Annotated in this window: 9 protein-coding genes; 4 read left to right on the top strand and 5 right to left on the bottom strand. The window is 32.3% G+C overall.

Going from position 1 to position 12,509, the window contains the following annotated elements; translation table 11 throughout:
• Nucleotides 1-46 precede the first annotated feature (46 nt).
• Genes T1L09_RS06320 through T1L09_RS06310 form a run of 3 tightly spaced genes read right to left on the bottom strand, consistent with a single transcriptional unit; the run spans nt 47 to nt 4,717 of the window.
• On the bottom strand, nt 47-2,092 hold the full coding sequence (locus T1L09_RS06320; protein ID WP_322550113.1) for a protein-disulfide reductase DsbD family protein: 2,046 nt from the start codon (nt 2,090-2,092) through the stop codon (nt 47-49).
• Complete coding sequence (gene tilS, locus T1L09_RS06315; protein WP_322550112.1) at nt 2,092-3,402, bottom strand: tRNA lysidine(34) synthetase TilS; 1,311 nt, start codon at nt 3,400-3,402, stop codon at nt 2,092-2,094. Before tilS ends, T1L09_RS06320 begins: the two co-directional genes overlap by 1 nt.
• A gap of 16 nt (nt 3,403-3,418) precedes the next feature.
• The gene (locus tag T1L09_RS06310; protein WP_322550111.1) at nt 3,419-4,717 is read right to left on the bottom strand and encodes an anthranilate synthase component I family protein; all 1,299 of its coding nucleotides are present in this window, start codon (nt 4,715-4,717) and stop codon (nt 3,419-3,421) included.
• A 182-nt stretch (nt 4,718-4,899) separates the two neighbouring features.
• Between T1L09_RS06310 and T1L09_RS06305 the strand changes: the two genes are divergently transcribed.
• Together T1L09_RS06305 and T1L09_RS06300 are read left to right on the top strand one after the other, a co-directional pair.
• Nucleotides 4,900-5,793 (top strand): DUF4349 domain-containing protein, encoded by an 894-nt coding sequence (locus T1L09_RS06305; RefSeq protein ID WP_322550110.1) that lies wholly within the window; start codon nt 4,900-4,902, stop codon nt 5,791-5,793.
• 56 nt (nt 5,794-5,849) lie between these two features.
• Nucleotides 5,850-6,716, top strand: coding sequence for a tetratricopeptide repeat protein (locus tag T1L09_RS06300; protein WP_322550109.1), 867 nt, complete (start codon nt 5,850-5,852; stop codon nt 6,714-6,716).
• 71 nt (nt 6,717-6,787) lie between these two features.
• On the opposite strand, the gene lpdA is transcribed toward T1L09_RS06300, so the two are convergent.
• Both lpdA and T1L09_RS06290 read right to left on the bottom strand, forming a co-directional pair.
• Entirely contained in the window at nt 6,788-8,191 is a 1,404-nt protein-coding gene (lpdA, locus tag T1L09_RS06295; protein ID WP_322550108.1) for a dihydrolipoyl dehydrogenase, read from the bottom strand.
• Nucleotides 8,192-8,293: 102 nt separating this feature from the next.
• Nucleotides 8,294-8,746 (bottom strand): Lrp/AsnC family transcriptional regulator, encoded by a 453-nt coding sequence (locus T1L09_RS06290; RefSeq protein ID WP_322550107.1) that lies wholly within the window; start codon nt 8,744-8,746, stop codon nt 8,294-8,296.
• A 181-nt stretch (nt 8,747-8,927) separates the two neighbouring features.
• Here T1L09_RS06290 and T1L09_RS06285 point away from each other — a divergent pair, with 181 nt between their 5' ends.
• Nucleotides 8,928-10,130, top strand: a complete 1,203-nt coding sequence (locus T1L09_RS06285) for an aminotransferase class I/II-fold pyridoxal phosphate-dependent enzyme (RefSeq protein ID WP_322550106.1) — start codon at nt 8,928-8,930, stop codon at nt 10,128-10,130.
• A 108-nt stretch (nt 10,131-10,238) separates the two neighbouring features.
• Nucleotides 10,239-12,416, top strand: a complete 2,178-nt coding sequence (locus tag T1L09_RS06280; RefSeq protein WP_322550105.1) for a S9 family peptidase — start codon at nt 10,239-10,241, stop codon at nt 12,414-12,416.
• The last annotated feature ends 93 nt before the right edge of the window (nt 12,417-12,509 follow it).

Raw genomic sequence — 12,509 nt, 5'->3', positions numbered from 1 at the left:
AATCTTAATTGATTAGGACTTTTTTTAGCTTCTAAAAAAAGAACTATTACTTTTTAAATTTAGCAATACCGTCTTCTAACCAAGCTTTATAATCTTCAACATCTGGAGTATAACCTACTGGTTCATTCAGATTTTCTTCATCGTGATCCATTAGAATATAATAAGGCTGAATATTTGCTTTGTATTTTGTAATAGAGAAATCACTCCATTTTTTACCATAAGTATCAATCGTTTTTCCATTTGCAGTTTCATAGATTTCATCTTTAGGTAAAGGCGTTCTATCATCTACATATAAAGAAATTAAAACTATATCTCCTTTTAAAATTGGTAAAACCTGTGGAAGTGACCAAACTTTCTCTTCCATTCTTCTACAATTCACACATGTTTTTCCTGTGAAATCAATCATAACGGGTTTGTTTACTTTTTTCGCGTAAGCTAAACCTTCATCGTAATTATGGAACGAAACAATATTGTGTGGACCATAACTCGCATGTTCTGGTAATTCAGAAGCTGATGAGTTTGTTGTTAATTGTGTATTTTTATAACCCACTCCATACGGACTTTCACTATAACTCATTGGCGGTGGAAAACCACTAATTAAATTCAAAGGTGCTCCCCAAAGTCCAGGAATTAAATAAATAGTAAAAGCTAATGATAACAAGGCTAATAACAATCTTCCTACTGAAAGATGAGTTAATGGACTATCGTGTGGTAATGTAATTTTTCCGAATAAATACAAAGCCAAACCTGCAAATAATGTGATCCAAATAGCAATGAAAGTTTCTCTTTCTAAAATATGCCAATCCATAACTAAATCTGCCATCGATAAGAATTTGAACGCCAAGGCTAATTCGATAAATCCAAATACAACTTTAACAGTATTTAACCATCCACCCGATTTTGGTAAATTCCCCATCATACTTGGGAACAATGCGAACATCATAAATGGGAACGCTAAACCTAATCCGAAACCAAGCATTGCAATCGTTAATAATGTTGCTCCTCCATCCGTTGATAAAACACCTCCAATAACTGCTCCTAAAGCCGGACCTGTACAAGAGAATGAAACGATAATTAGCGTTAAGGCCATAAAGAAGATTCCTACGAATCCGCCTTTATTTGAAGCACTGTCTACTTTATTTGCTAAAGAAGATGGAATTGTAATTTCAAAAGCTCCTAAAAACGATATCGCGAAAACTACAAATACAATAAAGAAAAAGATATTTAAGTACGGGTTTGTCGAAATTTCATAGAAAATATCCGGACTTAAACTTTGGAAAATATGAAACGGTAAAGAAATCAAAACGTAAATAAATACGATGAAAAAACCATACATTAATGCATTAATTCTTCCTTTCTTTTTATCACCTTTTGCACTTTGTTTTAGGAAAAAACTCACGGTCATAGGGATCATCGGGAATACACAAGGTGTAAAAGTCACCAACAAACCTGCCAATAAAGTTCCTAAAAATAAAACCCAAATATTAACTGGTTTATCATTTTTTGGAGCTATGTCGCTTTTTTCAACTTTTTCATTGGCTACAGAAACAGCAGCTTTTTCTATTGAAGTAGTATCAGTGTTGGTGGTTAAAACTGCAATATCTTCCGTTAAATTAGTTTCAGTAGAAGCAACAATACCTACTTTCTTTTCAGGAATTACAAAAGTGAATGTTTGATCTTGCTGAATACATTGTTCTTTACAAGCTTGATATTCAATATATACTTTAATTTCTTTTAATTTGTCATTTGTTACTTTAACAACTTGCTTAAATTGAGCCGTTTTTGCAAAGTAATATTCATCCACTTCAAAAATATCGTTGAATACTTTTTTGTAAGGACTTTCAACTGTTTTACCTACTAAAGTATAATTCCCTTTAGCATTTTTATAATCAAAAACTGTCGGTAAAGCACCACCATCTGGCGTATATTGAGAATACATGTGCCATTCGTTATCAATGATTGCATCCATAATCAGCTCATATTCAGTATCTGATTTTTGAACTATTTTAGTTTTCCATTTTACAGGATCAAATATTTGTGCATTTCCAAAAAAGGAAACAAGCAGTATTAAACTTAAAAGTAATTTTTTCATTATTTAATTTCAATTTTTACAATTAGTTGTGTGTGTTCATCTGCAATAAAGCGGTTGTCAGCTCTCTTTCCAATTACCCAAATAATTTGATTTTCGGAACACAATAACCACTGATTTTCTTTGTCTAACAACGAAAACTTTTCATCTTTAAAATATTTACTCAATTTCTTCTTACCTTCCATTCCTGAAGGATAAAAAAAGTCGCCTACTTGCCACTTTCTAATTGTTAAGGGATAAATTATTTTTTCTTCATCGACAAATATAGCAGTATTTGAATTATTTGAAATCTTTTCAACGACGTAAAGTGCCAATTTTAAGGGATATTTAACTTCTTTAACACCTTTTTTTATATTGAACGTAGTTTCCTCTTCTTCCTGATTCTTGGTGGAAAGAATTAAAAAATCGCGGTGTTTTAAAATCAAATAATTTTCCGAAAAAATTTGTTTTCCTGATTGGGCATTCACTAGCGCATAAATATCGTCCCAAGCCGTGAATCCAAACTCTTTTAGCCATTGATACAAATACGCTCCATAATTGGGTATTTGAAGTAACTTTTTCAAATCAAAAAAAACGGTTCCATCTTCTTTTTCAGTGACCACTTCTTTAAAAATAATATATTCTCCATCATTAACAATCGATTGTGCGTCTTTTAAATGGTCAAGTGTCTTTTTAAAAGTGTCCAAAAAACTAGGATTCAATTCTTTTAAAATTGGAATTACATCGTGACGCAATTTATTTCGCATATATTTATTCGAAGCATTACTTGCATCTTCTCGCCATTTGATATTATTTTCTTTGGCGTAGTTCTCAATTTCTTCTCTAGTAAAAGGCAATAAAGGTCGAATTATATTCCCATTTATTTCCGGAATTCCTGTTAATCCTTCTAATCCGGTTCCTCTAGTTAAATTGATTAAAAACGTTTCAATTTCATCATCCAAATGATGTGCCGTCAAAACAAAATCTAAATTTTCAGTAGTTAAAAGTTCAGAAAACCATTCGTACCTCAACTTTCGAGCCGCTAATTGAATCGAAAGTTTATGATCCAAAGCCAATTGATTGGTATCAAATCTTTGGATGTAAGTTGGAATATGTAAGGATTCACAAGCCGCTCTAACAAAATCTTCATCTTTATTACTTGCTTCATCGCGAAGCATAAAATTGCAATGAGCAATCGAAATATCAAAATCCAATTCGTGAAATAAATGCAACAAAACCATACTATCAATGCCACCGCTTATGGCTAAAAGAAGTTTTTGATCTTTTAAAGATGGGAAGTTAGTCTGAATATGTTTTTTAAATTTAATAAGCATCGTCAAAAATACTGATTTATTTGGATTGAAGCACCTCAAACATCGCTTTTGCTTTCAACAAGCATTCCTCATATTCCATTTGTGGATCTGACAAAGAAGTAATAGCACTTCCGACCGAAAATGATAAATAGTTATTAGTTGCATTATACAAAATGCTTCGAATTACCACATTGAAATCAAAATCATTCGTTGGCGTGAAATATCCCACAGCACCACTATATAAGCTGCGTTTGGTTTCTTCTAATTCTTCGATAATTTGCATTGCCGAAATCTTTGGAGCTCCCGTCATACTTCCCATTGGGAAAGTAGTTCTTAAAATTTCGATGGGTGAAGTCGTAAGTTCCACTTCAGAAACAACTGTAGAAATCATTTGATGGACTTGTTTAAAAGTATAAGGTTGACACAATTCTTCGACTTGAACGCTTCCTTTTGTAGCGGTTTGCGATAAATCGTTTCGAACCAAATCCACAATCATTATATTTTCCGAACGTTCTTTTTCATTATGTACCAAATCTATTTTAGATTGTTCGTCTTCACTTGCATCAACACTTCTTTTTGCCGTTCCTTTTATAGGTTGCGAAATTACTTTTGTGCCTTCTTTTCGCAAGTAGCGTTCTGGAGAAGCTGAAAGTAAATATTGCGCATTATTTTTGAAATAAACCGCAAATGGAGGTTCCGAAATTTCGTTTAATTTTTGATAAATTGCTAAAGGTTCTATTTTAGCATCATTCGCGAAGAATTCCATACAGAAATTAGCTTCGTAAATGTCGCCACGATGAATATGTTCTAGCATTTTACCGACTTTAGAAAGGTAATTTTCTTTCGAAATGCGTTGTTGAATAGAAAAATGTTCAAGGTTGTATGTTGTAAGTTCTTCAGATTGGGAAATTGTAATTTCGTTAAAATCAGAATCTATTTCATCGTCACACATTCGTAAATACTGAATTTCAACCTGATTGTCTTTGACTAAAAAGAGTTTTTTTGGTTGAAAGAAAAACAAATCTGGAAAATCTAAGCCGTCGAAATTATGCGATTGTAAAGCTTCGGTATCGTTTTTTAAATCGTAGGACAAATAACCAAATAACCAATCTTTCGTTTGGCTTTGGTATTGATATAAATCTTGAAAAGCATTTTCTGAATCGGTTTTAATCGAAGTAAAAGCATCCACCGCCAAAACTAAATCATAACTCGAATACTTTTGGCTGTAGTTGTTAGAATCTAAAAAAACAACTTCTCGAAATTGGTTGGCCCAATGGAGAAGTTGTTTTTTAAAATTCGGAAAATGGGTTATATCTTTTGAAATAGTTGTTCTCAATTCTTAAAAATTTTACTTTCAAAAGTACAACAAATAAATAGTTTTGAAAACAGACCGTTCGTTAAATCTTGGCACGATTTTTATTATAAGTAAAATACTATTAATCCATAAAATTCATTTGCTATTGATTTTAAAACTACACAAACAAACAATTATCCATCAATACATTAAAAATGAACTTTATGAAAACAAAAACCAAAATCGTAATGACTTTGCTTGCATTTGGCTTAGTCTTATCTTGTAAACAGGCGTCAAATCGTGACGAATCAGCTTACGAAAATACAGAAAGCACAGTAATGGATTCTGCTATTTCATCTTCCGCTGCTGTGGTCGATAAAAACAGCACTAGAAAATTCATCCGAACAGCCGATGTAAAATTTAAAGTCAAAAATGTTGCTATGTCGACTTATGCAATTGAAGATGCGACTTCAAAATTTGGTGGATTTGTGACTTATACCAACTTGCAAAGTACTATTTATGAAGAAGATAAAACTAAAGTAAGTCAGGATAGTACTTTAGTTACTACAAAATACAAAGTCGAGAATAACATTACAATTAGAGTTCCGAATACTAAACTAGATACTGTAATTAAGACGATTGCCAAACAAATTGATTTTTTAGATTATCGAATTATCAAGGCTGATGATGTTTCCTTGCAAATGTTATCGAACGAAATGGCTCAGAAAAGAAGTAATTCTTCCGAAAAACGTTTGGAAAAGGCAATTGATTCGAATGGAAAAAAATTAAATCAAATTGTAGACGCTGAAGAAAATTTGGATCTTAAAAAAGAACAAAACGATGCTTCTAAAATTCAAAATCTATCTTTAAATGATCAGGTGAATTTTAGCACAATCACTTTAAACATTTATCAAGACGAAAGCATCAAACAAAAAATGATTGCTAATGAAAAAAGTATCAATTCGTATCGTCCAAATATTGGTTTACAAATTTTAGACAGTTTAAAAACAGGTTGGTTTATGTTTGAAAGCATAATTGCAACTATAGTATTGCTTTGGCCTTTATTTTTAATTGGTGTTTTTGGGTTTTTTGGATATAAGAAGTTTATTAAAAAGTAGCAAATATTTAGAAAACACAAGATTTTTTATATATTTGAAATCCTAATATATTATTTATGAAACACTTTTTTATAATTTCCTTATGTTTTTTATCTTTTATAAATCTAAACGCACAAGAGAATAATGAGCTAAAATTTGAAACTAATTTTTATGACGCTGTAAATAAATGGGTCGTTTTGCCTAAAAAAGCAACTGATTCAACTTATAATTATGGGTTTATTTATATCGATAGATACGCAGGAATTACATTTGATTCAGGTGGAACTTTTTCTATTGATAAAAATAAAAAATATATTGGAAATCCAAGTACAGAATCTCTAATGATGAAAACTAGATTAGACAATCCAAATATTGTAAAAATGTCAGTTTTAGACGATAATAAATTAAAGGAACTGAACTTAAAAAAAGAACCTGATTGGTTAACAGTTTATAAATTTTCTGAAGATTCAGTCGAAAATTTGAAACAGTTAGGCTATCACTACAATCATGTTGGTGCATGTGAAAAAGCATTGGTTTATTTAACTAAGGCTTATCAAAAAGAACCTCATTATAAAGGATTAGAATTTGAAATTTCTTACGCTTATAATCATTTAGGTCAGTTTGAAAAATCAATTCCAATTTTGGAAAAAGCTATAAAAAATGACGCGAGTAATTACTACTTTTTCAAAGAGCTTGGGTTTGCATACTTGCAACAAAAAAATCTAGATATGGCAGAAAAAACATATGAAAAGGGAATAAAGATGCCTGGAAACAATTCAGAAAAAGCCGAAATGGCAATAAATATGACGCAAGGTTATTTCACAATAAAAAATAAAGCGAAATTTGACAAATGGGCAAAAATTACTAGAAGTTACACTGAAAAGGACTCTCAATTCAATCAGTATATTGACCATTTTGAAAAAGAGTGGAATAGCAAAAGATAATTTCAAGTAAAAAAATCCCAAATTCCAATAAATACTGGAATTTGGGATTTTATATTTTAAAACTTTTACTACTATACGTGTAAAGCTCTGTTATCGGTCGCCGCTAAAGCCGCTTCTTTAATTGCTTCGGCAAACGTAGGATGTGCGTGAGACATTCTTGAAATATCTTCTGCACTTGCTCTAAATTCCATTGCTGTAACAGCTTCAGCAATTAAATCGGCACAACGAGCACCAATCATATGAACTCCTAAAACTTCATCAGTTTTTGCATCAGCTAAGATTTTTACAAATCCGTCTAAATCGCCACCAGCTCTTGCTCTTCCTAACGCTTTGAAAGGAAAACTTCCTGCTTTGTAAGCAACACCATCTGCTTTTAATTGCTCTTCTGTTTTTCCGACAGCAGCAACTTCTGGCCAAGTGTAAACTACTCCTGGGATTAAATTATAATCGATATGTGGTTTTTGTCCGGCTAAAATTTCAGCAACCATAGTTCCTTCTTCTTCTGCTTTGTGGGCTAACATGGCACCACGAACAACATCACCAATAGCATAAATATTTGGAATATTTGTTTGTAAATGATCGTTTACATCAACCATTCCTCTTTCGGTAATTTTAACTCCTGCTTTATCAGCATTTAAGCCAGCTGTATAAGGACGACGACCTACAGAAACTAAAGCATAATCACCTTCTAAAGAAATAATTTCTCCTTTAGCGTTTTCAGCTTTTACTGTTACCTCGTTTCCGCTTCTTTCCACAGATTGTACCTTGTGAGAAGTATAGAATTTCATCCCTTGTTTTTTCAACACTTTTGTCAATTCTTTCGACAATGAAGCATCCATTCCAGGAATAATTCGATCCATATATTCTACAACCGAAACTTGTGCTCCTAATCGTAAATAAACTTGACCTAATTCAATTCCAATAACACCACCACCAATAATTACTAAATGTTTCGGAACTTCTGGTAATTTTAAAGCTTCCGTAGAAGTAATAATTCTTTCTTTATCTAAAGTAATAAAAGGTAAGTTTGAAGGTTTAGAACCTGTAGCAATAATTATATTTTTAGATTCGATAATTTCTGAAGAACCATCTGCTTTTGTTACTTTTACTGTAGTTGCACTTTCAAAAGAACCTAATCCTTCAAAAACAGTAATGTTATTTTTATCCATTAAAAATTTAACACCACCCGAAGTTTGATCAACTACAGCTTGTTTTCTATCCACCATTTTCTGAAGATTCACTTTTACTTCTCCCGAAACTTCAATTCCGTGCTCTGCAAAATGTTTTATTTCAGCATAATGATGCGAAGAAGCTAACATTGCTTTTGATGGAATACATCCAACATTTAAACAAGTTCCTCCTAAAGTTGAATATTTTTCAATAATTGCTGTTTTTAATCCTAATTGTGCACAACGAATTGCGGCAACATATCCTCCAGGACCAGAACCTATAATGGTTACATCAAATTGACTCATAATTTTATATAAAGTTTGTTGTTTGACTTAAATTCGAGTACAAAAGTAAGCCTTTTTGTATTAATTTATTGTTAGTTTCTTGGTAAATTATTGTAACATTGATTACAACGTAAAAGCGGTACTATTTTTAACTTCACCAATCATAAATGAACTGTGCGTACTTCCAATATGTTGTAAACCTGTTAGTTTTGTAACCATAAATTCGCGGAATTCCTCCATATCCTTCACATTTACCTTCAGTATATAATCGTAATCACCACTTACGTGAAAGCATTCTGAAACTTCTTCCAGTTTCACCACTTCACTTTCAAAAGTGTGAATTAAATCTTTCGTATGTTGAATTAACTTAATGTGACAAAACACCACAAACGCTTTTTCGACTTTGTTTCGATCTAAAAGTGCAACATATTTTTTAATTACACCTTCGCGTTCTAGTTTTTTAATACGCTCATAAACAGCAGTTACCGAAAGATTTAAAACCATCGACAGCTCTTTTGTTGTTTTTTTTGTGTCGTTTTGAAGTAATCCTAGTAATTTTTTGTCAATAGCATCCATAAAAGGAATAGTTTAAATGATTTGAATTAGTGTAAAAACAATCAAAAATATAGTTTATTAGTTTTATTATCTACAAAAATATAGTTTACTAATTAAAAAAACTAATTTTTAGCTAATCTGTTGAAAAATAAATTACTATTTCGCACATTTGAAATCTATTAACCAACTAAATTTAAAAGTTATGGAAAAATTCAATCCAGCAGACAATATTCAAGATTTACAATATTTTGGCGAATTCGGAGGTGTTAACCCTTCAATATCAGATAGTTCTACTTATACTTTTCTTTCAGCGAAGACAATGTTCGACACTTTTGAAGGAAATGCAGAGGGTTGTTACCTCTATTCTCGTCATTCTTCGCCAACTAATTTGTACTTGGATCGAGCTTTAGCTGCAATGGAAGGAACAGAATCTGCAAATGTTTCTGCTTCTGGAATGGGAGCAATTACTCCTACGCTATTACAATTGTGTGGAAATGGCGATCATATTGTTTCAAGTAGAACCATTTATGGCGGAACTTATGCCTTCTTAAAGAACTTTGTTCCGAGAATGGGAATTTCAACTTCATTTGTAGATATCACAAAATTAGACGTTGTAGAAGCTGCGATTACTAAAAATACAAAAGTTTTATATTGCGAAACCGTAAGTAATCCTTTATTAGAAGTGGCTGATATTGCATCTTTGGCAAAAATCGCTAAAAAACACAACCTGAAATTAGTTGTTGACAATACTTTTTCACCTTTATCGGTTTCTCCAATTAAATTAGGAGCTGATATTGTAATTCATTCGTTAACAAAATACATCAACGGAAGTAGTGATACTGTTGGTGGTGTAACTTGTGCTTCACAAGAGTTTATTAATGACTTGAAGAATGTAAATTCGGGAGCAAGTATGCTTCTAGGTCCAACAATGGACAGTTTACGTTCGGCATCTGTGATGAAAAACTTGAGAACTTTACATTTACGTATCAAACAACACAGTCATAATGCGGCTTATTTAGCAGAGCGTTTTGAAAAAGACGGGATTAAAACAGTTTATCCAGGATTAAAAAGTCATCCAAGTCACGAAATCTATAAAACGATGATTAATCCAGAATATGGTTTTGGAGGAATGATGACAATTGATGTGGGGACTTTGGATAAAGCCAATGCGTTGATGGAATTAATGCAAAATAGAAATTTAGGTTATTTAGCGGTAAGTTTAGGATTTTACAAAACGTTATTTTCAGCTCCAGGAACGTCAACTTCTTCTGAAATTCCGTTAGACGAACAAAAAGAAATGGGATTAACCGATGGTTTAGTTCGTATTTCTATTGGTTTAGATAACGACATCGAAAGAACGTATCAAATGATGAAACAATGTATGGTTGAATTAGGAATTTTATAATTCAACCTAAAATATATCTTTATAATAATCCGATTCGTTACTGAATCGGATTTTTTTGTAACAATTCCGTATATTTGAAAACTAATACAGAATAAATTTATAGTTGTAATGAAAAAATACATTTTAAGCTTTTTATTGGTCGGAAGTTTTGCGGTAGCACAAAATTTGACAATAGATGAAACGGTTTTTGGTCCCAGAAAATATGCACCTACATCGCTAGTTGCGCAACAATGGCGTGCCGATTCCAAAGCAATTACTTATTTAAGCACTGATTATTCGCAGTTAATTGAAAAAAGTGCTCAAAACAATTGGACAGAAACCACTTTAGCATCAAAATCAGAATTTGAAGCGGCTTTGAAATCAAAAATAACTTCGGATGAATTTACTTTGCGAATGTTTCCATTTGCAATTGAGTGGAAAACTACAAATACTTTTGAAACAGACGTTGCTGGGAAGAAAAACAACTATAAAGTAGTTTATGATGTGGTTTCAAAGCAAATTACTTCGGCAATAAGTTATTCAAATGAAGGTGCAGAAGCAAAGTTTGCATCAAACAACAACATTGCTTGGTTAGAAGGGAATAACATCAGAATTTCTTCGTCCGATGGAAAAATTATTGAAGTTACTTCAGACGAAAATAAAGCAATTATAAATGGTTCAAGCAATACGCATCGCCAAGAATTTGGAATTGACCGCGGCATGTGGTGGAATGAAGCAGGAACGCAATTAGCTTACTATAGAAAAGACGAATCAATGGTTGGAAATTATCCACTTACCAATTGGAACGACCGCGAAGCAACTAACAAAGACATCAAATATCCAATGGCTGGAATGACTAGTGAAAACGTGACTTTGGTAGTTTATGATGTGGCTTCAGGAAATAAAACAACTATTCAAACTGGAGAGCCTGTTGAACAATTTTTAACAATGGTTTCTTGGGATCCAACTGGAAATCATATTTATATTGGAATTTTGAACAGAGAACAAAATCATCTGAAATTCAATAAATATGAAGCTAAAACGGGTAAATTCGTAAAGACATTATTTGAAGAAAAAGCTACAACTTGGGTGGAACCACAACACGCGTTGACATTTGTGCCTAACAATCCAAAACAATTTATTTACCAAACCGATTTTAACGGATACAATCAAATGTATTTATACAATACGGATGGAAAACTATTGAAAAACTTAGGTTTTAAAGATGTCATTGTTTCTAATATGTTAGGTTTTGACGCAAAAAACTCCAAAATAAATTACATCGGAACTACTAATAATGGTTTGGATCGTCAATTGTTTCAAGTTGATTTAAAATCGGGCAAAACGATTCAATTAACAACTGTTCCAGGAATGCATAATGCTTCACTTTCTTCAGATGGAACGATGATTTTAGATCAATTCAGTAATTTGAATACACCAAATGAAATTTCGATCCTAAACTTTAAAAATAAAATGGCTAATATTCCATTAGTAAAAGCTGAAAACCCTTTTACCGGAAAAATTGATTTGCCAAAAATTGAATTCGTAACTTTAACTTCGCCAGACGGAACAACGCCATTAAACGGAAGAATTATTTATCCTACAAACTTTGATGCTACCAAAAAATATCCGGTTATGCTTTATGTTTATGGAGGTTCTCACGCACAATTAGTGACCAATCGTTGGTTAGGCGGTGCGGGTTATTTCGATTTATATATGGCACAACAAGGTTATGTAGTTTTCACATTAGACAACAGAGGAAGTGACGCTCGTGGAAAAAAATTCTGCGAAGTGACCCATAGAAATTTGGGCGTAAACGAAATGGAAGACCAAATGAAAGGAATTGAATTCCTAAAATCAAAAGATTTTGTAGATGCTGATAAAATTGGCGTTTTTGGATGGAGTTATGGTGGATTTATGACGACAAGCCTAATGACAAAACACAATGAAACGTTTAAAGTTGGTGTTGCTGGCGGACCTGTAATGGACTGGAAATATTACGAAATTATGTACGGTGAACGTTATATGGATATGCCACAGGAAAATCAGGAAGGGTATGACAAAACATCTTTATTAAATAAAGCAAACGATTTAAAAGGACGTTTATTAATTATTCACGGAGCACAAGATCCAGTAGTGGTGCAACAACACAGTATGAATTTTGTGGAAGCGTGCATCAAAGCAGGTAAACAAGTAGATTATTTCTTATATCCAAATCACGAACACAATGTGGGTGGAAAAGACCGAATTCATATGTATGCTAAAATCGCTGATTATTTTGACATTCATTTGAAAAATAATAAATAAAAAAGAAATCCGCTGTACAAGACAGCGGATTTCTTTTTTGGTATATGTTTTCGTAATAAAAAGCATTTTTCTATATTGCAGTCTCAAATAAAA

The organism is Flavobacterium psychraquaticum, assembly GCF_034497725.1.
Taxonomy (GTDB): domain Bacteria; phylum Bacteroidota; class Bacteroidia; order Flavobacteriales; family Flavobacteriaceae; genus Flavobacterium; species Flavobacterium psychraquaticum.
Note: the sequence above shows the minus strand (reverse complement) of the source record. Positions and strands in the feature narration are given on the sequence as shown.

What these genes read in the sequence shown, in the direction of transcription:
- T1L09_RS06285 (WP_322550106.1), top strand. Translation starts at nt 8,928, where the DNA reads ATGGAAAAATTCAATCCAGCAGACAATATTCAAGATTTACAATATTTT.
- T1L09_RS06280 (WP_322550105.1), top strand. Translation starts at nt 10,239, where the DNA reads ATGAAAAAATACATTTTAAGCTTTTTATTGGTCGGAAGTTTTGCGGTA.
- tilS (WP_322550112.1), bottom strand. Translation starts at nt 3,402, where the DNA reads ATGCTTATTAAATTTAAAAAACATATTCAGACTAACTTCCCATCTTTA.
- lpdA (WP_322550108.1), bottom strand. Translation starts at nt 8,191, where the DNA reads ATGAGTCAATTTGATGTAACCATTATAGGTTCTGGTCCTGGAGGATAT.
- T1L09_RS06305 (WP_322550110.1), top strand. Translation starts at nt 4,900, where the DNA reads ATGAAAACAAAAACCAAAATCGTAATGACTTTGCTTGCATTTGGCTTA.
- T1L09_RS06300 (WP_322550109.1), top strand. Translation starts at nt 5,850, where the DNA reads ATGAAACACTTTTTTATAATTTCCTTATGTTTTTTATCTTTTATAAAT.
- T1L09_RS06320 (WP_322550113.1), bottom strand. Translation starts at nt 2,092, where the DNA reads ATGAAAAAATTACTTTTAAGTTTAATACTGCTTGTTTCCTTTTTTGGA.
- T1L09_RS06290 (WP_322550107.1), bottom strand. Translation starts at nt 8,746, where the DNA reads ATGGATGCTATTGACAAAAAATTACTAGGATTACTTCAAAACGACACA.